The sequence below is a fragment of the Nocardia sp. NPDC059180 genome, from assembly GCF_042754945.1.
Taxonomy (GTDB): Bacteria; Actinomycetota; Actinomycetes; order Mycobacteriales; family Mycobacteriaceae; genus Nocardia.
On record NZ_JBHZBU010000002.1, the window covers coordinates 837,488 to 860,644 of the forward strand.

Below are 23,157 nucleotides of genomic sequence, written 5' to 3' on the forward strand. Positions count from 1 at the left end.
CGACATCCTTGACTAAATTTTCAGTCAAAGTCTAGAGTGGGGGCCGACAGGGTCGCCCATTCATCAGCGACGCGACCTAGACCACACGAGGCTGCATAGATCCAGTGAGCCGCGCTCGGCTCGTCGCGGATCAGCCCCGACAAGAGAGCAGACCAGATGCGGCGGCGCACATTTGTACAGACCTCGATGGCTGCGATCGGCGGATTCCTGCTGGCCGGTTGCACTGACGAGAAGCTGCCCTTCAGCGGTAGTGGATCCAGTAGCGCCTACGACGACGGGAGACAGTGGGTGATGCCCGACGAAGGGCAGCCGCACGCGCGGACCTGGATGGCTTTCGGCGCCAGTGAGCGGATCTGGGGCCGGGAACTGCTGCCCGAGGTGCAGCGCAACCTGGCCACCATCGCCGCCACGATCGGCCGGTTCGAACCGGTGTCGATGCTGGTGCGGCCCGGCGAGATGGGGCTGGCGCAGAGCATGATGGGCGGCGCGAACGTCGAACTGATTCCCGCCGAGATCGACGATCTGTGGATGCGTGACACCGGCCCGGTGTTCGTGAACGGCAGCGGCGGGCGCGCAGGCGTCGACTTCAATTTCAACGGCTGGGGCGACAAACAAGAGCATCGGCGCGACGCCGAGGTCGCCCGGTTGGTCACCGAGCGGGCCGGGGTGGAACGGCTGGAGACCGATCTGGTGCTCGAGGGCGGCGGTATCGAGGTCGACGGCGAGGGCACCGCGCTCATCACCGAGAGCTGCGTGCTCAACAACAATCGCAACCCGGGCTGGAAGAAGGCCGACGTCGAGGAGGAATTGGCGTATCTGCTCGGCATCGAGAAGGTGATCTGGCTACCCGGCATCGCGGGCGAGGACATCACCGACGGCCACACCGATTTCTACGCCCGTTTCGCGAGCCCCGGCGTGGTGGTGGCAGGTCTGGACAACGATCCGGACTCCTTCGACTACGACGTCACCCGCCGTCACCTCGAGATCCTGCAGCAGGCCACCGACGTGCACGACCGCCCGCTCCGAGTCGAGGTGCTCGAGGGCCCGTCGACGGTGCGGGAAACCTTCGCCGACGACGACTTCGCCGCAGGCTATATCAACTTCTACGTCTGCAACGGGGCGGTCATCGCCCCCGAATTCGGTGATCCCGATACCGATCCGGCCACCCGCGACACCCTGCAACGACTGTTCCCCGACCGCGAAATCGTCCAGATCAACATCGATGGCATCGCCGCGGGTGGTGGGGGCATCCACTGCACCACCCAGCAGGAACCCGCCGCCTGACCCATCCGCGAAGCCGCGGCTCGCCAACCCGCGCCGCCGGTCCGAGGCACCACCCTTTCGGATCGGCGGCACCCCGCCCTACTGTGAGGACTCGTGTCACCGCGTCGAACCCAGATCCTCGAGGCCGCCGTCCGCGTCATCGCCCAGGACGGCGTGCGCGGACTACGTATCGAAAAACTCGCCGCGGAAGCGGGCGTGTCCACCGCATTGATCTACTACCACTTCAAAGATCGCGGGGGTGTACTGCACGCCGCGCTCGAACACATCAACCACCGCGCCCAAACCTACACCGACCAGGCCTTCGCCGACAGCGACCCGCGTGCGCAGGTCGAGCACATGCTACTGCTGGAATTGCAGAACACCGACGAGGTCCGCGAAACCAGCGTCGCCTGGGGCGAACTGCGCGCCAGCGCGGTCTTCAACCCGGATCTGCGCGAGCCCTTGCACGCCACCACGCGCGCCTGGAACACCGATGTCGAGACCCTGATTCGCCAAGCCCAGGATACCGGCGCGATCCACCCCGGCATCGACCCGGCCGCCGCCGCCGAACGCCTCACCGCGCTCGTCGAAGGACTCAGCGAACGCTGGCACAGCGGATCGATCACCTTCGACCGCGCCCACGAACTCCTCACCGAGGCAATCGGTCTCGAACTCGACCGCACTCCCTGACCCGACGCCAACCCCTGACACCTCATGACGCGCCGGATCGCACGAGCACTCGGGGGCGAAGCGCTGGGCGAACGCCGGCAGTACCGGCCGTTCCCACACACCGGATCTCGCCGCGCTGCTTCGCCCGGAAGCAGCCTGAGTAGCGCTGCGATAACCGACACCCGGTCAGGTCAGAGCGGCTGCAATGCGCTGGGCGGTGGCGGTGGCGGAGGCTACACAGGCGGGGACGCCGACGCCGTGCAGGTAGGCACCGGTGATCCCCAGGTTGTCGAATTCAGCTGTGGCGGATTCGATCTCGGCGACGCGGGTGGTGTGGCCGGGGGCGTATTGGGCGAGGGCGCCGGGCCAGCGTTGGACGGTGGCCGACAGTGGGGAGATGGGGACGGCGGTGACGGTGGCGAGGTCGGCGACTGCGGCGGCGACGAGTTCGCCGTCCGGCCAGGCGAGGACTGCGTCGTCGCCGAATTTGCCGAAGGAAGCGCGGACCAGAGCGATCTCACGCTCGGCGAGGTGCGGCCATTTGCGGCTGGACAGAGTGAAGGCCTTGGCGCTCAATGGTTCTCTGGTGGCGACGAGGATACCGGAGTTCTGCGGCAGCGGCGTCTCGCGTGGGAGGGCGAGGGCGACGACGGCCGACGAGGACAGCTCGATGCCGGCGAGCAGCGATGCGGCTGCGGGCGCCTCGTCCTCGAGTAGGCGGGCCGTCGCAGGGGCGGGAGTGGCGAGGATGACGGCGTCCACTTCACCCAGCGGGGCGAGCCGCCAACCCGTCGCGGTTCTGGTGAGGTCGGTCGCCTCGCCAGTGATGAACTGCGCGCCGGATCGTTGGGCAAGCGCCTCGAGCAGTACCCGATATCCGTCGCGGATGCCGCCGAACACCGGGGCGTCGGACGGCGGGGGAAGCGCCGCGCCGACCGCGTGCGTGAGGTTGGGCGCACCCTTGTCCAAAGCGGCGGCGAGGGCTGGCAGAGCGGCCCGCACGCCGATGGATCGGGAGCTTCCCGCATATACGCCACCCAGCAGTGGGTCGACGCTGCGATCGGCGACCTCGGCACCGAACCGGTCGGCGACCAGGCTGTAGACGTCGATGTCCGAGCCCGGCCGCCAGCTGAAGAGCTGGTCCGGTTCGGCGGCGACTCGTTCGAGCGTCTCCTCCGAGACCAGCCCGCGCAGCGACTCGGCATCGGAGGGAATTCCCATCAACGTCCGGGCCGGCATCGCATGCGTCCGTCCCTCCGACCAGATCAGCGGACGCAGCCCCGCAGGCCGCACCAGCTGATCATCGAGCCCGAGCTCCGACAGCAGTTCGATGACCTCGGGGCGCCGCCCGACGAACGCCTCCGCCCCCAGATCGACCGGATCCCCGTTGATCTCGCCGGTATAGAGAATTCCCCCCAGCCGCTCCCCCCGCTCGACCACGACGATCTCGGCATCCCGGCCGAGCAGTCCGCGCAGCCGATACGCCGAGACCAGTCCGCTGATTCCACCGCCGACGACCGCGATTCTCATACCTCGACGGTAATCCCCTCGCACTGCCCGCCGTCGCGGTGGTCGGCGAAACAGCTGGTCATCCTGATGGCGGCGCGGCGAGAGTCACACAATCCATCGACGCCACTGGGACCGGCGGGCAACGCGGCCCATGGCAACGCGGTCGGCGGGCAGGGAGATGCGCCGTGGACGACGCGCCCGGTCAATCCAACCGCTCGCAGCGCGCCCCTCAGCGGCAGGCTTATCCGGGCATGGACGGATTGTTCGAATACGGTGAACGTTCGACAGGCCGATTGCGCCGCCAGTACCTGCGGACACCACGCAGTTCCCGCGACACACGAGCTGCCCGAGCAGCCGTTGCCGCGTCACGTGACCCACGTCCGCCGCCGGAATCGCCGGCTCCACCCTGCTCCCCCGCTGTCGAGTCGGATTTCTTTGCGCCCCAACCAAAAATCCCTCTCATGCTGCGATTTTATGGCAAGACACCGACAGATTCGGACTACCGCCGAACCACCGGTCACGGACTCCACGAGACGAGGCGCGGCCAGGCAGTGCCGCCGATATGTCCCCACTGCGCGTGGCTCGCACCCAGTTGCACTCAGCTCCCGACATGCGGGAAGTCGGCGGGCACGAGCTTGCCCGCTTCGATCAAACGCAACCGCGCTTGATTCTTGATCCGGCAGTTGGTGATCAGGCAGCGAATGTGCTTCTGCATCACCAGATGCGCGGTGTGAGTATCCATTACGGGCAAGGGCGCGTGCCCGATCCACGGTTCCAGTTGCAGGCCATAATCGTTCATCGGAATCATCCGTTCGTTCTCCGCGTGGCGTGGGTCGAACTGTGGGAGCATCCGGTAGCCGGGCCATGGCAGGGGCGGCCGGCCACCCGGGGCGACGACTCCAACGTGTTCCCAGGTGTTCCCGAAGGGCGAGGGGTTTCCGAGCTGTCTCGTTGTCCCTTCGAGGTTTCCGGCTACCGGATGCATCAGTAGCCAACACCGAGGTCCGGCCTCGGCGTATGCGTTGACGGGTGATCCACCCGGATCGACCCGTTTTCCCAGCGAACACTCGGAGAACACGACACGATGCGTGATCAGTTAGCGCGACGTTCCGATCCACGGCAATCGCTCACGCCACCCACCAGCCGTTCGCGAGCCACCCACCAGACAGGGGGAAAAATGGGTAAGGCGCCGACCACTATCCCGCGCAGGCAGCTCGGCCGCCAGCTTCGCGAGCTGCGGCTACAGGCTGGAATGTCCATCGTGGACGCCGCGCGCCACATCGAGCGAGGGGCGGGGACGCTCCAACGATTGGAGAAGGGCGAGACACCTCGGATACGTCTGCTGGATGTCAAAGCACTATGTGAACTGTTCGATGCGCCGGAGAAATTAGACGGATTGCTCGAACTCGCACAGGTGGCCGCGGGCCCAGACGGCGAAAACGGACTGTGGTGGGACGAGTTCGGACTCGAGATTCGCATGGACTTCCACCTGTACTTGAGTCTGGAAACCGCTGCGAGAAAGTTGACCATCTACCGCCCCGACATCATCCCGGGGCTCCTGCAGATTCCTGCCTACACCCGCGTTCTCGAATCCGACTTCAACCCCGATTACACGGATGAAGACCTGGACAGGACCGTACGCATCAGGGTGAATCGTCAGCGAATCTTCACTCGCAAGCGGAACCCGGTCGAGGTTTTGCTCATCGTGGACGAGGGAGTACTTCGGCGCGTGGTCGGTGATCGCCGAGTCATGGCGAAGCAGCTTCGCTACCTGGCCGACCTGCCGCCGAACGTCACTGTCCAGGTCCTCCCGTTTTCGCGGGGATACCCGCTCGGCGGCGTATGTGGACCATTCGTAGTGCTCGACTTCGACGACGCAGTATCCGAGCCACCCACCGTGTTCGTCGAGGGCTACCGGGGGAACATGTACTACGACTTGCCAGCGGCCGTGGAGCAGTATCGTCGGGCGGCGCGAGAGCTTCAGTGCGCCTCGCTCTCACCCGCTGATAGCAAGCGATTCCTACGAGATCTAGCAAGGGAGCACGACGGTGGACGTTGATCTGTCCCACATCGAGTGGTTCAAGTCCAGCTACAGCAGCGGCGGCAACGAATGCGTGGAAGTCGCTTATCTCGATGGGGGCAAGGTAGGCGTCCGAGACTCCAAGAACACCTACGGCCCCGCGCTCATCTTCTCCCCGGCCGAATGGGATTCGTTCCTGTCCGGCACCCGAGACGGCACGTTCGACCGGCGCTGACCAGCGAAGCCCCTGACCTCCAGAAATGACGGGAGTCAGGGGCTTCGTCGTGGATGGGTGGACGTCCGGCCAGCTCATACCGGGCAGGCGCCCGCCCTCCAGTCGGTCGGGGTGAACTGTTCGATGTGCACCCGCTCACCCGATACGCCGGCGGCGCTGAGCTGAACCCGGACCGCGTCGAGGAATCCGTCAGCTCCGCAGACGTAGAAGTCGGCGTCGGCGGGGAGGTCGACCGCGGACAGGTCGAGCAAGCCTTGACGGGCCTGGCCGGCCTCGTCCTGGTACCAGAGTTCGAGGGTCGCCGAATCGAGCCGACCGACGAGGGCGCGCATGCGGTCCAGTAGCGGGTGGGTGTGCGGGGTGCGGTCGGCGTGCAGGACCAGGATCGTCCGGGACGAATCGTGGGCGGCCAGGTATTCGAGGGCGCTGAGCATCGGGGTGATGCCGATGCCTGCGGAGATCAGGACCAGCGGGGTGGTCGTGGTGGTGTCGACGGTCAGGTCGCCGAAGGGCAGGGTGATCTCGAGGTGGTCACCGGCGGCGAGGTTGTCGTGCAACCAGCTCGACACCTCACCGGCGGGGCAGCCTGCGATGGGTTCCACGCGTTTGACGGCGAATGCGAGTTTCCCATCCCCGGGATTGTTGACCAGGCTGTACTGACGCAGCTGACGCGCACCGTCGGGCAGTCGCACGCCGACTGAAACATACTGTCCCGGCAGGAATTCCGGGAAGGGTGCGGCGGAGTCGGCCGATTCGACGGCGAAGATCGCGGCACCGGCCGGGTCGTCCGCACGTTCCACGACCACCGCGTCCCGGAAGACGTCACCGGGCTCGACACCGGCGGAGACATACAACTGCTTCTCCAGATCGATCAACGAGTCGGCCATCAGCCAGTAGACGCGATCCCAGGCAGCCGCCACCGGTTCGGTGACCACGTCGGCGCCGAGGACCTCGACGATCGCGGCGAACAGATTGTCGTGCACCACCTGGTACTGATCGGCGGTGATGCCGAGGGAGGCGTGCTTGTGCCCGATCCGCGACAGCATCGCCGCGGGGTGTGGCAGCTGCGGGTCGACCAGGTAGGTGGCATAGGCCGCGACCGAGGCGGCGAGAGCGCGCTGCTGGGAACCCTGCGCCTGGTTACCGCGATTGAACAGGTCACGGATCAATTCGGGATGATTGCCGAACAACCGCCGGTAGAAGGCCGTGGTGATCTCGTCGATATGGGCGCCGACTAAGGGCAGTGTGGCGCGGATCGTTTCGGCATGCTCGGCTTCGAGCTCGGGTTGGGCACGGACGACGCTGTCGGTGTTCACTGGCTTTCCTCCACATCGGAACTACTGCGCACCGAGGAAATGGTGAGCAGATGCAGCAATTCGACAGCCGGCCCGGTGACGAGATCGGTCACGGTATATCGGTCCAATTCCCGATAGAACGCGTCCTTGGCGTCGGCCAGAATTCGGCGCAACCGGCAGGAACCGGCGAGCGGACAGGGATGGTCGCCCTCGCAGACAACGACCTCGCGATCGTTTTCCAGCGCACGAACCAGCCCGCCGACCGACGCTTTACGACCGGCCTCGGTGATGAACAGCCCACCGGAGCGGCCCCGCTGCGCCTCCACCAAACCCAGGTCGACCAGCTGCGTCACTGCCTTCGATACATGGCGTTCGGACGCGTTGACCTGCCGGGCGATCAGCCGGGTGGTCACCCGATTGTCGGCCTCGTCACTCACTGCCAGCCGCATAAGAGCCCGCAGGCCGATATCGGTGAAGCGAGTGAGCTGCATGGCATCGAAGCTACCGAGCCGACGACCCGGTCAACCAATTCCGGGCGGGTGTTCTTAATTACGCGGTTTCGTGCAGATTTTCCGGCGGCGACAAAGGACATGCAGCGTCCTCGGGAAACGATTCGGGAAATGCTGCTACACCGTGGAATCGGTGCCGCGAAACCACATTCCACATCCGCCGCGCGAGGTGATCACCGAGTGCGGATGCGGCCGACATCACAATTGGTGGACGAGTTCGACCAGCGCGGTGATCACACCCGGATCGGTGTCGGGCATGACACCGTGCCCGAGGTTGAAGATATGACCGCTCGCCCCCAAAGTGATCGCCTCATCGGCTTCACTCGCGATACGCCGGGCCTCCGACTCCACGGCGTCCCACCCCGCGAACAGGATCGCCGGATCCAGATTGCCCTGCAACGCTTTTCCGGGACCGACGCGGCGCACGGCCTCGGTCAGCGGCACCCGCCAGTCGACACCGACGACGTCGGCGCCCGCCTCCCCCATCGCGCCGAGCAGCTCACCGGTCCCGACACCGAAGTGGATGCGCGGCACACCGGCGTCGGCGACCTCGGCGAAGACCCGCTCCGAATGCGGCAGCACGAACGTGCGGTAGTCGGCCAGCGACAGCGCACCGGCCCACGAGTCGAATACCTGCACCGCGTCCACCCCCGCGACGAGCTGGGCTTGCAGGAAGGCGATGGTGATGTCGGTGAGCACACCGAGCAGCTCGTGCCAGGTCTGCGGATCGGCGTGCATCATCGCCTTGGTGCGCTCGTGATGCTTGCTCGGACCGCCCTCGACCAGGTACGACGCCAGCGTGAACGGTGCGCCGGCGAACCCGATCAGCGGTGTGTCGCCCAGCGCGTCCAGCAGCAGCCCCACCCCGTCGGTGACGGCCCCGACCTCCTCCGGGCGCAGTCGCGGCAGGGCACGCACGTCGGCGGTGGTGCGCACCGGCGAGGCGACAACCGGGCCGACACCCGGCACGATATCGAGGTCGATACCCGCAGCCTTGAGCGGAACGACGATGTCGGAGAACAGGATTGCCGCATCCACGCCGTGGCGCCGGATCGGCTGCATGGTGATCTCACAGACCAGTTCCGGGTCGAAGCAGGACTCCAGCATGCCGATACCCGCACGCAGCTCCCGGTACTCCGGCAGCGACCGGCCGGCCTGGCGCATGAACCACACCGGCCGCCGACTCGGCTCGGCGCCGGTGGCGGCGGCCAGGAAGGGGGCATCGGTCAACCGGCGGCGCGTCTGTGTGCTCACCATCGTCATCGTAGGCGCGTCACCGGACCCTCAGCGGCGCGCCTCCGACTGCGCCGGGGGCGGTAGGTCTACCGTCACCTCTCGTGACACCGCTCGACTACCGCGACGGCGCCGCATCGACCGAGGGCTCCGACGGCGAACCAGCTTCCTTTCGTGCCGCGGTCGAGGCGATGGGCACCGCATCAGTGCATCCCCGTATCGAGCTGGCCCCGATCCGTCCGCCGCAACGGCTGGCTCCCTATTCCTACGCCCTCGGCGCCGAGGTCAAACACCCCGAGTCCGGGGTGGTGCCGATCGACTCCGAGGGCGACGCCTTCGGCAGGCTGATCCTGCTGCACGATCCCGACGGCGACGAGGCCTGGCACGGCACCTTCCGGCTGGTCGCCTATATCCAGGCCGATATCGATGCCGCGCTGGCCACCGACCCGCTGCTGCCCGAAGTGGCGTGGAGCTGGCTGGTGGACGCGCTCGAGTCGCGTGGGGAGCCGTTCACCGCGCTCGGCGGCACCGTCACCTCGACCAGCTCGGTGCGTTACGGCGATATCGCGGGCCCGCCGCGCGCGCATCAGTTGGAGTTGCGCGCCTCGTGGACCGCCATGACCACCGAGATGCGCCCCCATGTGGAGGCCTTCGGCGAGGTTCTCGCTTTCGCCGCCGGGCTGCCACCGGCCGGAATCACCGATTTGCGGCCACAGTCGTACACCAACAACGATCCCAGCTGAGCGCCACGTAGAGTTCACCTCTATGCCGGAAGCAGATGGGCCCGGCCGCGCCTCGGGGAGCGGCGATACGGACAGCAGTACAGCGCAGGTCTCGGTCGACACCGATACGGAGCCCGCAGTACCGCTGCTCGTCCCGGCCGACGGCGTCCCGCCGGTGCTCAGCACCGCCGCCGAGGTCGCCGAGGCCGCCGCCCGGCTGGCCGCGGGCACCGGCCCGCTGGCCGTCGACGCCGAGCGTGCGTCCGGTTTCCGCTACTCCGCCCGCGCCTATCTGGTGCAACTGCGGCGCGCGGGGGCAGGCAGCTTCCTCATCGATCCGATTCCGGTGGCCGGGGATCTCTCGCCGCTGGCCGAGGCGATCAACGATCTCGAATGGGTGTTGCATTCCGCCGATCAGGACCTGCCCGGGCTCGCCGAGCTCGGGCTGCGCCCGGCGCGGTTGTTCGACACCGAGCTCGGTGGCCGCCTGGCCGGATTCGAGCGGGTGGGGCTCGCGGCCATGGTCGAACGCCTGCTCGGGCGGGAACTGCGCAAGGGGCACGGCGCCGCGGACTGGTCGACCCGGCCGCTGCCCGACGCCTGGCTCAACTACGCAGCCCTCGATGTGGAGCTGCTGCTGGAGCTGCGTGAATCGGTGGCCGTCGCCTTGCATCAGCAGGGCAAGACCGAGTGGGCGGCACAGGAATTCGAGCATGTCCGGTGTACCGAGCCACCGGCACCCAAAGCCGATCGCTGGCGGCGAACGTCGGGCATCCATACCCTGCGCCGGGCGCGGCAACTGGCCACGGTCCGGGAATTGTGGACGACCCGCGACGAGCTGGCCCGTCACCGCGATATCGCGCCCTCGCGCATCCTGCCCGATTCCGCCATCATCGCCGCCGCGAACGGGGAGCCACGCACCATCGCCCAGTTGCGGGAGCTGCCGGTGTTCGGGGGGCCGCGTCAGCGCCGGTATTCGCGCGAATGGCTCGGCGCCGTCGAACGTGCGCGGACGCTGCCCGATACCGAGTTGCCGCCGCTGTCGCAGCCCTATGAGGGGCCGCCGCCGGTCAACCGTTGGGAACGTCGCGACCCGGTGGCCGCCGCCCGGCTGACCCGTGCTCGCGCCGCGATGGGCGAACTGTCGACCGAGGTCGGAGTGCCGGTGGAGAATCTGCTGACCCCGGAGCTGGTGCGCCGCCTGTGCTGGGACGGCCTGCCCACCTACGACTTCGGCCCGGAGGCCGGAACCGAACTTGCCAAGCAGATCGACGAGTTCCTCGACGAGGCGGGTGCACGTCCGTGGCAGCGCGAGCTGTCGGTGCCCCGCCTCACCGTCGCGCTCACCGTCACCGACGCACCGGATCAGGACACGGCGGACGGGCGCTGAGTGGATTACCGTGGCGGCGTGGGTTTTACCGAATACGCGCCAGGTGATGTCGTCTATTTTCCGGAGGGACCATTCAGCGGTGTCTGTGGAGTCGTGCGAATGGTCGACGCCCGCCGCGCCCGGATGCGTATCGACTTCAGCGAGGGAACCGTCCACCGCGAGGGTGGCGTATTGCGGGAGCGCAGGCACAGCCTGACCGTCGACTTCGACGAGGTCGAGTTGGTCTAGTCGCCGTCCCTATTTCCTCGCGAGCCCATCCGATGACCGACGGTAGCCGTCGCACCCCGCGCGCGACGGCTACCAGAGGACCGGTCTACGAATTGGAACCCTGCAAGTGGATGTCCGCCCAGGGGTTCGCTTCCCCGGTGTATTCGCACCGGTAACGGGCGTAGGCACCGGAAACCTGCCGGTGCTGGTCGAGGGCAACCAGGCATTCGTCCATCGAACCGAAGTAGTCGATGTTCTCCCACTGTTCGGCGTGTGCGGCACCGGCCGCCGCGACAGTGATGCCGATCGCCGCCAGCGAGGTCGCGACCGATGCGATGATCTTGCGGAAGGTGTTGGTGGTCATCGGATTTCCTTTCATCGGGCGATTACCATCGCTCCTGACTGTGTCGGCTCAGCGGATCGTTATCGATGCAGCCGAGCCATTTCCTCGGCCCGGCAGGACGTTTCCCGCGGGCACGGGGTCATCGCCGATTCACTGCCCGGACGGGTCCGGAACCAGATCGGCTGAATTCGGGAGGGAACGCGGGTCAGTTACCGGCGTTTCCTGCGGGTGGCTCGGCAGGACCGAAGCGGCCGGTGACGAACTCCCAATAGGTATCCGCGCTCGTCTGACAGGTCTTGCGGTCCACGAAGTCGAAACCGGCACAGACGCTGAGCATGTCGTCGTGGAATCTGTTGTCGAATCGCTGTTTCAGGCCGGGCTGGTTGTAACGGCCCTGACGCCGGAAGTTCTGGTAGGCGAAATCGTGCCGTTCGCAGGCATGGGTGAAGTCGTAGCGTCCCAGCGGCTTGTTCGTCACACCGGTGCATCCGTCGCTGCTCCAGTCGATCTCGGTGCCGTGACGGCGCGCGTTTCGCTCTTCGGTGAAACGGTCGAGGTCGATATCGAACAATGCCCAATCGGTGTAGGCGGCCATCTGGTCTCGATCGAGAGGTCCCGCGGCAGCCGTATTGGTGCCGACCACAATGGCGGCTGCCGCGGCGACGAGAACCGTGGACCATTTGTTGCACCGAATCATATTGTCCCACTTCCCTATTCGAGTGAGCTTCATGCTCCTACTCATGAGATGCGGTTCGGTTCGGCTTCGGTTCAACTATTTCGTCTTCTTTTTCCGGTAATTCGGGTCAGCCTTTCAGGCCGGCGAGCACCGCCACCCGCACCGGGTCGGTGGCCGCACGCGCACGAGCGATGCGCTTCCATACCGATTTGCCCGCGCCGGTGGCACAGCGCACCGATTCGGTGACGGTCTCGGCATGGCGGTCGAGGTGATCGCTGTCGGCGTCGAATACCGCGACGTCGAATGATGCGGTGACGGCGTCCGGGACGACGACCCCGCCGAGCAGAGCCTCGGCGTAGGTGTGCAGAACCACCAGCACCGCGGTGGCATCGGCACCCGGATCGATCAGCACCACCTCACCCTCGCGCCGTACAGCGGGATCCGCGTAGATCACGAATGTCGTCGCCCCGTCTACGCAGCTGCGGACGATCTCCACGCCGAGCTCGGGCAGCGGCGTGCGCTGGACGGCACCGGATCCGGTGCTGGCCGCGAGGTCACTGCTGACCCATTCCCGCACGCGGGCCGTCGGCACCGGACGGATCAGTGTCGCGCGTTGTTCGGACAGTTGCGCGAGCACTCGGTCGAGGATGCCTGCCGCTACGGGCGTCGGCTCAGGCTCCGCGGCGACGCGGTCGAGTGCTTCGAGCTCGGTGCCGAACTGCGCTAGTTGGGTGGCCAGCTGGTTCAGCCGGCCGTGACGTCGAGCGTGGTCTTCAGCGGGCACTGGCTTTCCTCTTCTCCTCTTCGACGATCTTGTGGAACAACGGCATACCTTCCGCGCTCAGTCTGCGCACGGTGCCGTCGGGCATCTGCAACAATTGCGCCGCTTCGCGAATCGTGCGCCGGACGATCCCATCGGCCGAGATGTGGAAGATCGCTTCGAACACCGGCCGATACCGCAGTGGCATCCGGGCCACGAGGTAGGCGCAGTACTCACGCTCGTGCAGCAGCGCCAGCTCGTCGGTGGCGCAGTCGGCCGCCACTGCGGAGACCGCGTCGGGGTCGTCGATGCGCATCCCCGCGTCGCGTTTGAGAGCTTGCTCCCGGCGCAGTAGCTCTTTGACCTTCCAGTCGACGACATTGCGTTCGATGTAGGCCCGCCAGTTGCGAACCGGGCTGTCCGGTAAAGGATTCAAGACCAGATCGCCCATCACCCGTGAGGCGATGTCGTCGGACATGTAGCGCAAACCGCTGCTCAGGTTTCGCCACGCACAGTGCTCGGCGAAGACACAGGCATCGGTCAAACTCACCCCGTATACCCAGGCGAACACGCCGGAGTGGTCTTTGACCGGGACCTCCGCAAGATACCTGCCCAGCCATCGGGCGTAGGGGTGCGCTTCGGTGTGCTCACCCATCGGCCGCCCCGCATACCGATCCGGGGCACCAGTCGGTCCTGCGCCGGTGACCACCGTTTTCCGATGAAACGCTCGGCATCCCGTTCCTTCCGTCCATATGTCGGGGCAGCACCCGGGCGAACCCCTCATATGGGTAGATGCGTTTCACCATCGAACCGGTTCAGCAGCGATCGTGTCGGCTAGATTGGGAAGCCGCCGAGGCGTTGGTTTCCAGGGGGAGCACGGGCATGACCGATCCGCAGATCGAGGCAGCACACCGGATCGGAAACGTCGACGCGGTCGCCGACCACACTCTGCTGCACACCTTGACCGGCTCCGGCCGATCCTGGCTCGAACTGTGCCGTCGAGCCGTCGACGAGGGCGCCGCCGCGGCGGTCGATCTGCTGGCGCCGGGATCACAACCGCACCGCGTATTCGAGAGCCTGTCCACCGCCCAATGGAAGCGGGCAGCCGACACCGCAGAACCGCACGGCGACGACAGCCGATCCGACGACGAGCTGCTCGACGACCTGGCCACCGACGATCGGCCACCTGACCTGTCGGCAGCCGAAGCGGGCGCCGCGCTCGCCCGCTGCCTCACCGGGGCCTGCGATATCGCCGACACCGTCGATACCGTGCTGCGGCACTGCGATCGGGCAGGACTGCATTCGGCCGGACCGCAGATCCCCACCCTCGACGCAGTGCCGGCCACCCCGGACGATCGGCTGCGCGAGCTGATCGTCCATCTCGTCGGACGTGGCACGAGCCGGTCCCGCGGCTATGCGATGCTCGCGGCGCTCGACCTCGCGCGCGGTATGCCACTGGAACGGCGATCCACGACGATGCGGGTGCTCTTCGCCCGCCACGCCTCGGCGTCCGCGCGTGGCGAGGTGGGCACGCTCCGGCTGACCCTGCTCGCCGACGGGCCGAGCGGACTGCACCCCGATCCCCGTCATATGCATTTCCTCCAGGCCGACGACGCGTTCGTCGATGCGATCGGCGCAGCGTGGGCGGTCGCCGGGCTGGACGCAACCTCCGCCTGCGTGGTGTGGTCGCTCATCGGGACCGACGCACGCCCGGTCAACGCGGTCAGCGGCGGATCGCTCGCCGCGGCGTTCGCGGTCGGACTCGACGATCTGACCCCACAGCGCCGGTCGCGACGGATCCGGGTGCGGCGGCTCGACCCTCGTTGCGCGATCACCGCCGACCTCGACGGGCACCACCTGGTCCGGGTCGACGGCTACGACGCGAAGATCGAGGCCGCCCGAACCGCAGGCCTGCGTGTCATCGTCGCCGAAAAGGGTCTGCCGCATGCGATCGCTGCGACACGCGCGGATGGTGTGGACAGTGTCACCGGCGCCGACACCGTCTCCGACGCCATCCGGGAGGCCCGCACCCGGATAAACTCCCGCTTCTACTTCACCGCTGTGTCCGTGATGCTGATCGTCGCTGTTCTGGGAGCGGTTGCGACCACACAGGTCCGCAACGCCTGGCAGCGGGTCGCAGAGCAGAACCGGATCACCCACGCCGAGGCCCAGGCCAACGCCTCCTATGCGGTCCGGCCGCGCCAGCCCGAAACCGGGGCACTGCTGGCGGCACAGGCCTTTCTGACCCATGACAGCCTGCTCACCCGCAGCGCGATCCTCAGCACGCAATCGGACCTGTTCGCCGGACGTCTGACCGGTGGGACCGGGCCGCTGTACGGCGTCGCCTACTCCCCCGACGGTGCCCGGATCGCAACGTCGGGTTATGACGGGCGGCTGCGCGTCTGGGATGCCGCCACCCGTAAGGAGATCGTCACCCACTGGCTCGGCACATCCACCTCCGATGCCGTCGCTTTCGGCGCGAACGGGTGGGTCGTGAGTTCGGCAGGCGGCCGGGTGCGGGTCTTCGACCAGCGCACGGGCAGCGAAGGTGCGAGCCTCGACGGGCAGGCAGGCGGGATGAGCAATCTCGCCTTCGCCGAGCACGGTCGCACCCTGCTCACCATCGGCGCCGTTGACCGGCAGGTCCGTCGGTGGGATCCCGCGACGATGGCCGAACTCCCCGCTCTGCCCGGTCGGCAGGGACGCGCCAACGCGGTCGCGACGAACACCGCGGGATCGACCATCGCTGCGGCGGGCTCGGGCCCGGTGCAGGTGTGGCTCGATCCGGCTGCGTCACCGCTGCTGCTCGACCGGAGCTGGGCGGCCCGGGAGGTCATGACCCTGGCCGTGTCCGCCGACGGGCGCCGGATCGCGGCCGCCAGCGCCGTCGGCGATGTCACGTGGTGGGATCTCGACACCGGCACGACCCACACCTCAGGCACCGACGGCCAAGCCGTCTGGGGCGTCGATTTCAGTCCGAACGGCAAGCTCTTGGCCGTCGGCGACGACGACCACTCCGTGCGACTGTTCGATACCGAGAAGCAAAGGCAGCTCACGATGCTGCTGCACCCGAACTCCGTGCACCGCATCGCGTTCAGCCCCGACGGGCGCACGCTCGCGGCGGCAGGCAGCGACGGCACTGTCGCACTGTGGAACTCCAGCGCCGACTCGACGCTGATGCACCTACCAGGAGAATCGGCCGACGCCGTCGCCTACACCAGCGACGGAGCCACCATCGCCAGTGCCGGTGGCGACGGATACCTGCACCTGTGGGATGCGGAGACCGGGCAGGAGACCGCCGTCCTGCCCGGCCCGTCGCATACGAAAGCGCTGTCGTTCACCCGCGACAACCGTTTCGTGGTCTCCGCGGGTGACAGCGCAGGTGTCGCAGTGCTCGATCTGGCCACCAGACGATGGACGACGCTCGACCCCGGGGTATCGATGAATCTGGCCCTGTCCTCGGACGGGAAGCTACTGGCGGCCGCCATCGGCAAACGGATCAGATTCTGGCGCACCGGAACCTGGGAACCGGTCGCCGAGATCGGCCATCCCACCGGTCATGTCGAGGCACTCGCCTTCAACCCCGGCGGCACCACACTCGCCGTGGGCGATTACCACAACAGGATCCATCTCTGGGATATCCGCACTCTTGCCGCCGCCGGTGCGCAGACGCGTGCGCCGCTGATTCAATCGCTGCGCTCGGGCAGCACGGTCCGCGCGGTCACCTTCAGCCCAGACGGAACGCTGCTCGCCTACGCCAATGGCGAAGGCAATGTCTTCACCTACCGCACCACATCCGACGGGCGCACCGCCGACACCACGACGCGGACCGAGGCCACAGTCCTACCGCCCCCGGGAAACGTTGTCATGCACAACAACTTGGCTCCCCGCCCTGTCCGCGATCTGGTGTTCAGCAACGACGGGTCGCGGCTCGCCGCGGCGGGCGACGAAGGCGCGATCCTCGTCTGGCGTGTCACGAACGCGCAGCCTCGGCACCTGCACGTCGTCATCAACAGCCATCCCGGCGGCGTGTTCCGGCTGGCCTTCGACCCCACAGACGGAAACCGGCTGCTGTCGGCAGGGCGGGACGGGCGAATCCGACGCTGGAACCTCGACCCGCAGGTGGTCGCGGCGCGGGCGTGCGCAGCTGCGGGACGAGCACCGGTGATCAACGAAGAGTGGCGCGCACGTCTGACCGAACTGCTCGACACCGACAACTGCTCGACGCCGTAACAGCGTCGCCGGACTCAGCCCGCGTCGACCCAGCCTGCGATGCGGCGGGCGATATCGGGGGCGGTGAGGCCGAGTTCCTGGCGGACCTGGGCGATGCTGGCGTGGTCCAGGAACTGTTGCGGCACACCGAGATCACGGGTCGGCACGTCCAGCCCTGCGGTGCGCAGACGGGCGGAGACGGTGGATCCGATGCCGCCGTGCAGGCCGCTGTCCTCGACGGTGACAACCATGCGGTAGTTCTCGGCCAGCTTGACGATGGTGTCGGAGACCGGAAGCACCCAGCGCGGGTCGATGACGGTGACCGAAATACCTTCCGGCGCCAGCAGTTCCGCGACCTCGACGGCCACGCTCGCGAAGGAACCCACCGCGAGCAGCAGCACGTCGCCGTGCTGGGTGCGCGCGGTGCCTTCGCCATCGGGCAGACGAAGCACATCCACACCGTCGAGGCGTTCGACCGCCGGAATCTCTTCGATCACAGTGCCTTTGGGGAACCGCAGCGCGGTGGGCCCGTCGGTGACGGCCAATGCCTCGGACAGTTCCTCACGCAGGGTGACGGCGTCACGCGGTGCGGCGACCCGCATGCCGGGCACGATGCCGAGCACCGAAAGATCCCACATGCCGTTATGGCTCGCGCCGTCGGCGCCGGTGATGCCCGCGCGGTCGAGCACCACGGTCACCGGCTGCTTCAACAGCGCGACATCCATCAGCAGCTGGTCGAAGGCGCGGTTGAGGAAGGTCGAGTAGATGGCGACCACCGGATGCATGCCGCCGAGCGCGAGGCCGGCTGCCGACGCCATGGCGTGCTGTTCGGCGATACCGACATCGAACATCCGCTCCGGGAAACGCTCACCGAAGGCGGCCAGACCCGTCGGCCCTGGCATGGCGGCGGTGATGGCGACGATATCGTCGCGGCGCTGGGCGTGCTCGATGAGCTCCGCCGAGAACACCGAGGTCCACTCCTGCGCTTCGCTGCTGCTCACCGGCTCACCGGTGAGCGGGTCGATCGGCCCGCAGGCATGCATCTGGTCGGCCTCGTGGTTCTCGGCCGGCTCGTAGCCGCGGCCCTTCTGGGTGACCGCGTGCACCACGACCGGACCGCCGAAGTCCTTCGCATGCCGCAGCGCGCCCTCGAGCGCGGCGATATCGTGCCCGTCCACCGGGCCGACGTATTTGAGCCCGAGATCGCTGAACAGTTCCTGCGGGCTGACCGCGTCCTTGATGCCCGCTTTCACCGCATGCATCATCGAGTACGCCGAGTCACCGACCCGGGGGATGCTCTTGAGCAACCGCCTGCCCGCGTCGAGTGCGTGCTCGTAGGCGGGCTGGGTGCGCAGGGCGGTGAGCCGCTGAGCCAGGCCGCCGATGGTGGGGGCGTAGGAGCGGCCGTTGTCGTTGACGACGATGACCACCGGACGGTCGGGTGCGGCGGCGATATTGTTCAGGGCCTCCCAGCACATGCCGCCGGTCAGCGCGCCGTCACCGACGACCGCGACCACGTGGCGGTCCTGGCCGGTCAACGCGAACGCCTTGGCCAAGCCGTCGGCGTAGGACAGTGAGGCGGAGGCGTGGGAGGACTCCACCCAGTCGTGCGCGCTCTCCGAACGGCTCGGGTAGCCCGACAGTCCGCCCTGTTTGCGCAGGGTGTCGAACTGGTCCTTGCGGCCGGTGAGGATCTTGTGCACGTAGGCCTGGTGGCCGGTGTCGAAGATCAGCGGGTCGGCGGGCGAGTCGAAGACCCGGTGCAGCGCGATGGTCAGCTCGACCACGCCGAGGTTGGGGCCGAGGTGACCGCCGGTGACCGCGACCTTGCGGACCAGGAACTCACGGATATCCGCCGCCAGCTCGCGCAGCTGCGGCGTCGACAGCTGCCGCAGATCTTCGGGCGTGTCGACCCGGGAAAGCATTCCCACCTGAACTCGCTCCCTCCGGATAGCGCATCTGATCCGATCAGTCTACGGAGCCGCTGTGAGTGCCTTGCACGACGACGGATCCCCACCAGCGGACATGGCCGGTGAATGTGAGACTCGACATACGCTGACCAGCTTAGAGTGGGCCTGTGACCGTGCGCGAACAGCAGAGCACAGCGGTGTCCGCCCCGGGTGTAGTCGCCCGCATCCTCGACGAGGTCTACCGGCAGTATCGCGACGAAGACTCCGGTGCACCGGCCGACTACATCCCCGAACTGGCCGCGGTACAGCCGGATTCGTTCGGGCTGTGCCTGGCCACCGCCGACGGTCTGCGCTACGGCGTGGGTGACGTGGACGCGCCCTTCACCATCCAATCTATTTCCAAGCCCTTCACCTATGCGCTCGCCCTGGCAGACCGGGGCGCGGAACTGGTCGACAGCCGGATCGACGTGGAGCCCTCTGGCGAGCCGTTCAACGAGATCAGCCTCGATCCGGTGACCGAGCGCCCGCGCAATCCGATGATCAACGCCGGCGCCATCACCGCCGCCTCCCTCATCACCGGCACCGACTCCGCCGACCGGTTCGAGCGGGTGCGCCGCTGCTACTCCCGGTTCGCCGGACGAGAGCTGCGCATGAACCAGGCCGTCTACGCCTCCGAGGCGCGCACCGGGTTCCGCAACCGCGCCATCGGCTACATGCTGCGCTCCTTCGGCATCATCGACAGCGATCCGGACGAGGCGGTCGACCGCTATTTCCGTCATTGCTCGGTCGATGTGACCTGCCGTGACCTCGCGCTCATGGCCGCGACCCTGGCCAACAACGGACGCAATCCGATCACCGGGGAGCGGGCGCTGTCGGCGGCGCTGACCGAGCGGGTGCTCAGCGTGATGACGACCTGCGGGATGTACAACGCGGCGGGCGACTGGGTCGCCACCGTCGGGCTGCCCGCCAAGAGCGGTGTCGGTGGTGGCATCCTCGCGGTGCTGCCCGGCCAGATCGGCATCGCCGTCTACTCCCCTCGACTGGACGCGCACGGCAACAGCGTGCGCGGGGTCGCGGTGTGCCGGGAGCTGTCGCGGCGGCTGGAACTGCACTTTCTGCACGTGAGCCGGTCGGCGCGGACCGCGATCCGGGAGGCGTACTCGGTGGCGGAGGTGCCCTCGCGACTGCGGCGCAGTACCGAAGAGACGGCGGCGCTCGCCGAGTTCGGGCAGCAGGCCAGAATCTACGAACTCCACGGCGACCTGCTCTTCGCCGGCGCCGAAAGCGCGGTGCGCGCGATCGAGGCGCAGGCCGGTGCCCTCACCGCACTGGTGATCGACCTGCGGCGGGTGGGCGAGGTGAGTGCGATCGCGGTGCGCATGCTCGACGAGCTGCAGGCCGAACTCGCCGCCGCGGGCTGCCGGGTCGCCATCGTCGACCCCGAGAGCAAACTCGGGCATCTCGTATCGAGCCTGGACCCCGCCGACCCACGTGGGCGGGTGTTCCTCGACCGGGACACCGCCACCGAATGGTGCGAGGACATCGTGCTCGACAGACACCTATCCCCTGCCCAACGGCAATGCGTATCGGTGACCGTGTCGCAACATCCGGCGCTGGCGGCACTCGACCCGGCCGATCGTGCCCGGTTGGCCGAGGAATTCGAGACCAGGACCTTCGCGCGTGGGGAGGTGATCGCACGGCGCGGCAGCGACCGGTCGGGGCTGTACTTGATTCTCGAGGGCCGGGTGCGGATCACCTTCGACGGAAGTGATCAGCGTTCGCATCGGCTGGCGACGCTGTCGCCGGGCATGTCGTTCGGGGAGATCCCGATGCTCATCGGCTCGCCGTTCGTCAACGAGATGCGGGCGGAGACGGGGGTGCGGGTCGGTGTGCTGAGCCCGCAACGCTTCGATCAGCTCACCGAGCGTGCGCCGCACCTCAAGCTCGCGCTGCTCGAGCGGCTCGCAGCGGGTGCGTACGGGCAGATGGACGCCGCGGTGCGGGCGGTCGCGGTACGCGGCGGGGACTATTGAGGGCGGTGGCTCCGCGAGCGCGGAGTTCCCTACGGCATTCGGCGACAGTCAGGAGAACGCGTGAGCAAGAAGAAGTCTTCGGCGGCAGCGGGCACGGTCACCACCTTCGGTCACGGCACCGCACGCGCCACACCCGATCTGATGCGCGTGACCATCACAGTGGAGAGCCGGGCGAGCAAGGTCGCGTTGGCCTACGGACGCGCCGGTGAACGGGTCGCCGCGGTGACCGACTCGCTGCGTTCGTACCGCGTCGCGAGCACCGACATCGCCACCAGTGGACTGTCGGTGCGCACCGAGACGGTGTGGGTGGAGGGCGGCGGCAACAAGATCACCGGCTATTTGGCCACCACATCGCTGACGGTCACGCTCCGTGATATCGGTGAGAACGCCGATCCCGGCCCCGCCACCATCATCGCGCACTGCGTCGACGCCGGCGGTGACGATGTCCGCCTCGGCGGGCTCGAACTCACCTTCGCCGACCAGGACACCCTGCTCGCCACCGCGCGTGACGCGGCATGGGACGACGCGAAAGCCAAGGCGCAGCAATACGCCGACCGCGCCGACCGCGTCCTCGGTGCGGTCGTGGAGATCACCGAGAACACCTCCGCCCCCGTTCCGGTCCACCGTCCCCGGGCCCGCGGGGCCACCGAAATCGCCTATGCCGCCGCTCCCGTCGCGGTGGAACTCGGCGAATCCGAGATCGGCGCCGACCTGCGCGTCACCTGGCAACTCGACTGAGCCTGGTCTGATCTGGTCGCCCGGATAGGGGCCCGCTCAGCGCTCCAGGAGTGCGAGACATTCCACGTGATGGGTCGCAGGGAAGGCGTCGAATGCACGCAGTTCGGTGAGTTCGTAGCCCGCCGCGCGGTAGAGACCGAGGTCGCGGGCGAAGGAGGCGGGATCGCAGCCGATGTGGACGATCCGGTCGGGGGCGGCGGTGGTCACCGCCGCGATGACCGCTTTGCCCGCGCCGGCCCGCGGCGGATCCAAGACGACGACCTCCGGTGCGCTGCCGGTGTGCTCGGCGACCCAGCGTTCGACGCGGCCACCGTGCAGCTGTAGCTGCGGCAAGTCGGCCAGAGCAGCGGTGCCGTCGGCGACGGCGGGGCGGGCGGATTCGACCGCGCGCACCGAACCGGTCGGACCCACCTGTTCGGCCAGCCGGGCCGCGAACACGCCGACGCCACTGTAGAGATCCCAGGCCGCGGCACCGGGATCGAGGGCAGACCACTGCGCGACCACATCCGAATAGCATTGCGCGGCATCGCGATGCGCCTGCCAGAAACCGGTCGCCGACAGCTCCCAGGCCCGGCCCGCCACGTATTCGACGGCCCGCCCGCTGCCTTCGATCAGCCACTCATCGCGCACCGCGTGCGCCGCGGCACGATGCGCGGCCGCGCGTTGCCGCTCCGCGTTGCCCGGGCGTGCCTCACCACGACGCCCCCGGGGCCCGCCGCGCTTACCGTGACGCGGCCTGTCCCCCGCACGCCCACGTCCCGGGCCCTCGCGGTCGCTGTCACCGGTGTCGCCACGTCGGTCACGACCCCGGCCGGTGTCGGCCTCGATCGGTGGCGCCAATTCCACGATGTGCCGGTTGCCGTCACCGTCGACGGCAATCACCAGGTCCGCTCCCGGCGTCCACAATCGGTCCGCGATCCCGTCCAGCGCATGCGGCACCGGTTGCGGGCAGCGCAGGTCGGCGATCACCTCGGTACTGCGATACCGATGCGCGCCCGCCCGGCCCGCGGCGTCGACCGGCAGCCGGACGCGGGTGCGCCAGCCACCGGTAGCGGTGCCGGTGTCGAGCGGCTCGACGACGATATCGCGGTCGATCCCCGTGATCCGGCGCAATTGTTCGGCCACCACCGACGCTTTGAGTCCCCGCTGCGCGGCAGGGGTGGCATGCGAGAAATCGCAGCACCCGGCCCCGCCAGGGCCGGACACCAGGCAGGTGGCGGGCACCCGGTCCGGCGAGGCCTCCAGGATCTCGATCGCGTCCGCCCGGCAGAACGAGCCCCCCGCGTCTTCGGTGACCCGCGCCCGCACCAGCTCTCCTGGCAGGCCGTGCCGGACGAACACCACCCGGCCCTCATGGCGCCCGACACAGAAGCCACCGTGGCCCGGGGGCCCCAGCCGCACCTCGAAGGTGTTGCCGCGCCAGTCGCTCATCG

Annotated in this window: 21 protein-coding genes; 10 read left to right on the forward strand and 11 right to left on the reverse strand. The window is 67.8% G+C overall.

What is annotated here, in order from left to right:
* Positions 1 to 156: 156 nt before the first annotated feature.
* Both ACFXNW_RS09905 and ACFXNW_RS09910 read left to right on the forward strand, forming a co-directional pair.
* The gene (locus ACFXNW_RS09905; protein WP_379417232.1) at positions 157 to 1,284 is read left to right on the forward strand and encodes an agmatine/peptidylarginine deiminase; all 1,128 of its coding nucleotides are present in this window, start codon (positions 157 to 159) and stop codon (positions 1,282 to 1,284) included.
* Positions 1,285 to 1,377: 93 nt separating this feature from the next.
* A complete protein-coding gene (locus tag ACFXNW_RS09910; RefSeq protein ID WP_379417233.1) occupies positions 1,378 to 1,953 on the forward strand; it encodes a TetR/AcrR family transcriptional regulator in 576 nt (191 codons plus the stop codon).
* Positions 1,954 to 2,118: 165 nt separating this feature from the next.
* Here ACFXNW_RS09910 and ACFXNW_RS09915 read toward each other — a convergent pair whose 3' ends face one another.
* Entirely contained in the window at positions 2,119 to 3,462 is a 1,344-nt protein-coding gene (locus ACFXNW_RS09915) for a protoporphyrinogen oxidase (protein WP_379417234.1), read from the reverse strand.
* Positions 3,463 to 4,039: 577 nt separating this feature from the next.
* Positions 4,040 to 4,240, reverse strand: a complete 201-nt coding sequence (locus ACFXNW_RS09920) for a hypothetical protein (protein ID WP_379417235.1) — start codon at positions 4,238 to 4,240, stop codon at positions 4,040 to 4,042.
* Positions 4,241 to 4,618: 378 nt separating this feature from the next.
* Here ACFXNW_RS09920 and ACFXNW_RS09925 point away from each other — a divergent pair, with 378 nt between their 5' ends.
* Together ACFXNW_RS09925 and ACFXNW_RS09930 are read left to right on the forward strand one after the other, a co-directional pair.
* Positions 4,619 to 5,500, forward strand: coding sequence for a helix-turn-helix domain-containing protein (locus ACFXNW_RS09925; RefSeq protein ID WP_379417236.1), 882 nt, complete (start codon positions 4,619 to 4,621; stop codon positions 5,498 to 5,500).
* Positions 5,490 to 5,696, forward strand: a complete 207-nt coding sequence (locus ACFXNW_RS09930; protein ID WP_379417237.1) for a DUF397 domain-containing protein — start codon at positions 5,490 to 5,492, stop codon at positions 5,694 to 5,696. Before ACFXNW_RS09925 ends, ACFXNW_RS09930 begins: the two co-directional genes overlap by 11 nt.
* A 74-nt stretch (positions 5,697 to 5,770) precedes the next feature.
* Here the strand turns inward: ACFXNW_RS09930 and ACFXNW_RS09935 are convergent, their stop codons facing one another.
* The 3 genes from ACFXNW_RS09935 to hemE form a co-directional block, all read right to left on the reverse strand.
* Positions 5,771 to 7,012 carry a globin domain-containing protein gene (locus ACFXNW_RS09935; RefSeq protein ID WP_379417238.1) on the reverse strand — a complete coding sequence of 414 codons (1,242 nt, stop codon included), beginning with the start codon at positions 7,010 to 7,012 and terminating at the stop codon, positions 5,771 to 5,773.
* Entirely contained in the window at positions 7,009 to 7,482 is a 474-nt protein-coding gene (locus ACFXNW_RS09940; RefSeq protein ID WP_379417239.1) for an RrF2 family transcriptional regulator, read from the reverse strand. Before ACFXNW_RS09940 ends, ACFXNW_RS09935 begins: the two co-directional genes overlap by 4 nt.
* Before the next feature lie 216 nt (positions 7,483 to 7,698).
* The gene (hemE, locus tag ACFXNW_RS09945; protein WP_379417240.1) at positions 7,699 to 8,763 is read right to left on the reverse strand and encodes a uroporphyrinogen decarboxylase; all 1,065 of its coding nucleotides are present in this window, start codon (positions 8,761 to 8,763) and stop codon (positions 7,699 to 7,701) included.
* Positions 8,764 to 8,924: 161 nt separating this feature from the next.
* Here hemE and ACFXNW_RS09950 point away from each other — a divergent pair, with 161 nt between their 5' ends.
* Genes ACFXNW_RS09950 through ACFXNW_RS09960 form a run of 3 tightly spaced genes read left to right on the forward strand, consistent with a single transcriptional unit; the run spans position 8,925 to position 11,073 of the window.
* On the forward strand, positions 8,925 to 9,476 hold the full coding sequence (locus ACFXNW_RS09950) for a DUF3000 domain-containing protein (protein WP_379417370.1): 552 nt from the start codon (positions 8,925 to 8,927) through the stop codon (positions 9,474 to 9,476).
* A gap of 22 nt (positions 9,477 to 9,498) precedes the next feature.
* A complete protein-coding gene (locus tag ACFXNW_RS09955) occupies positions 9,499 to 10,845 on the forward strand; it encodes an HRDC domain-containing protein (protein ID WP_379417241.1) in 1,347 nt (448 codons plus the stop codon).
* 18 nt (positions 10,846 to 10,863) lie between these two features.
* A complete protein-coding gene (locus ACFXNW_RS09960) occupies positions 10,864 to 11,073 on the forward strand; it encodes a hypothetical protein (RefSeq protein ID WP_379417242.1) in 210 nt (69 codons plus the stop codon).
* Between the two features lie 85 nt (positions 11,074 to 11,158).
* Here ACFXNW_RS09960 and ACFXNW_RS09965 read toward each other — a convergent pair whose 3' ends face one another.
* The 4 genes from ACFXNW_RS09965 to ACFXNW_RS09980 all read right to left on the reverse strand — a co-directional run bounded on the left by ACFXNW_RS09965 (position 11,159) and on the right by ACFXNW_RS09980 (position 13,486).
* Positions 11,159 to 11,416 (reverse strand): hypothetical protein, encoded by a 258-nt coding sequence (locus ACFXNW_RS09965; protein ID WP_379417243.1) that lies wholly within the window; start codon positions 11,414 to 11,416, stop codon positions 11,159 to 11,161.
* A 184-nt stretch (positions 11,417 to 11,600) separates the two neighbouring features.
* Entirely contained in the window at positions 11,601 to 12,092 is a 492-nt protein-coding gene (locus ACFXNW_RS09970; RefSeq protein ID WP_379417244.1) for a phospholipase A2, read from the reverse strand.
* Positions 12,093 to 12,198: 106 nt separating this feature from the next.
* A complete protein-coding gene (locus ACFXNW_RS09975; protein ID WP_379417245.1) occupies positions 12,199 to 12,855 on the reverse strand; it encodes a hypothetical protein in 657 nt (218 codons plus the stop codon).
* Positions 12,845 to 13,486, reverse strand: coding sequence for a hypothetical protein (locus tag ACFXNW_RS09980; RefSeq protein ID WP_379417246.1), 642 nt, complete (start codon positions 13,484 to 13,486; stop codon positions 12,845 to 12,847). The genes ACFXNW_RS09975 and ACFXNW_RS09980 overlap by 11 nt, the downstream gene beginning before the upstream one ends.
* A gap of 227 nt (positions 13,487 to 13,713) precedes the next feature.
* On the opposite strand from ACFXNW_RS09980, the gene ACFXNW_RS09985 reads away from it, so the two are divergent.
* Complete coding sequence (locus ACFXNW_RS09985; RefSeq protein ID WP_379417247.1) at positions 13,714 to 17,064, forward strand: hypothetical protein; 3,351 nt, start codon at positions 13,714 to 13,716, stop codon at positions 17,062 to 17,064.
* Positions 17,065 to 17,078: 14 nt separating this feature from the next.
* Here the strand turns inward: ACFXNW_RS09985 and dxs are convergent, their stop codons facing one another.
* Positions 17,079 to 18,968 (reverse strand): 1-deoxy-D-xylulose-5-phosphate synthase, encoded by a 1,890-nt coding sequence (gene dxs, locus ACFXNW_RS09990; RefSeq protein WP_379417371.1) that lies wholly within the window; start codon positions 18,966 to 18,968, stop codon positions 17,079 to 17,081.
* A 152-nt stretch (positions 18,969 to 19,120) separates the two neighbouring features.
* On the opposite strand from dxs, the gene glsA reads away from it, so the two are divergent.
* Both glsA and ACFXNW_RS10000 read left to right on the forward strand, forming a co-directional pair.
* Positions 19,121 to 20,986 (forward strand): glutaminase A, encoded by a 1,866-nt coding sequence (glsA, locus tag ACFXNW_RS09995; RefSeq protein ID WP_379417248.1) that lies wholly within the window; start codon positions 19,121 to 19,123, stop codon positions 20,984 to 20,986.
* Between the two features lie 60 nt (positions 20,987 to 21,046).
* Positions 21,047 to 21,724 (forward strand): SIMPL domain-containing protein, encoded by a 678-nt coding sequence (locus ACFXNW_RS10000; protein WP_379417249.1) that lies wholly within the window; start codon positions 21,047 to 21,049, stop codon positions 21,722 to 21,724.
* Between the two features lie 36 nt (positions 21,725 to 21,760).
* On the opposite strand, the gene ACFXNW_RS10005 is transcribed toward ACFXNW_RS10000, so the two are convergent.
* A complete protein-coding gene (locus ACFXNW_RS10005; RefSeq protein ID WP_379417372.1) occupies positions 21,761 to 23,155 on the reverse strand; it encodes a class I SAM-dependent RNA methyltransferase in 1,395 nt (464 codons plus the stop codon).
* Positions 23,156 to 23,157: the final 2 nt, after the last annotated feature.

Coding starts and splice junctions, on each gene's coding strand:
- ACFXNW_RS09905 (WP_379417232.1), top strand. CDS start 157: ATGCGGCGGCGCACATTTGTACAGACCTCGATGGCTGCGATCGGCGGA.
- ACFXNW_RS09915 (WP_379417234.1), bottom strand. CDS start 3,462: ATGAGAATCGCGGTCGTCGGCGGTGGAATCAGCGGACTGGTCTCGGCG.
- ACFXNW_RS09920 (WP_379417235.1), bottom strand. CDS start 4,240: ATGAACGATTATGGCCTGCAACTGGAACCGTGGATCGGGCACGCGCCC.
- ACFXNW_RS09925 (WP_379417236.1), top strand. CDS start 4,619: ATGGGTAAGGCGCCGACCACTATCCCGCGCAGGCAGCTCGGCCGCCAG.
- ACFXNW_RS09940 (WP_379417239.1), bottom strand. CDS start 7,482: ATGCAGCTCACTCGCTTCACCGATATCGGCCTGCGGGCTCTTATGCGG.
- hemE (WP_379417240.1), bottom strand. CDS start 8,763: ATGACGATGGTGAGCACACAGACGCGCCGCCGGTTGACCGATGCCCCC.
- ACFXNW_RS09950 (WP_379417370.1), top strand. CDS start 8,925: ATGGGCACCGCATCAGTGCATCCCCGTATCGAGCTGGCCCCGATCCGT.
- ACFXNW_RS09955 (WP_379417241.1), top strand. CDS start 9,499: ATGCCGGAAGCAGATGGGCCCGGCCGCGCCTCGGGGAGCGGCGATACG.
- ACFXNW_RS09965 (WP_379417243.1), bottom strand. CDS start 11,416: ATGACCACCAACACCTTCCGCAAGATCATCGCATCGGTCGCGACCTCG.
- ACFXNW_RS09970 (WP_379417244.1), bottom strand. CDS start 12,092: ATGATTCGGTGCAACAAATGGTCCACGGTTCTCGTCGCCGCGGCAGCC.
- ACFXNW_RS09980 (WP_379417246.1), bottom strand. CDS start 13,486: ATGGGTGAGCACACCGAAGCGCACCCCTACGCCCGATGGCTGGGCAGG.
- ACFXNW_RS09985 (WP_379417247.1), top strand. CDS start 13,714: ATGACCGATCCGCAGATCGAGGCAGCACACCGGATCGGAAACGTCGAC.
- dxs (WP_379417371.1), bottom strand. CDS start 18,968: ATGCTTTCCCGGGTCGACACGCCCGAAGATCTGCGGCAGCTGTCGACG.
- ACFXNW_RS10005 (WP_379417372.1), bottom strand. CDS start 23,155: ATGAGCGACTGGCGCGGCAACACCTTCGAGGTGCGGCTGGGGCCCCCG.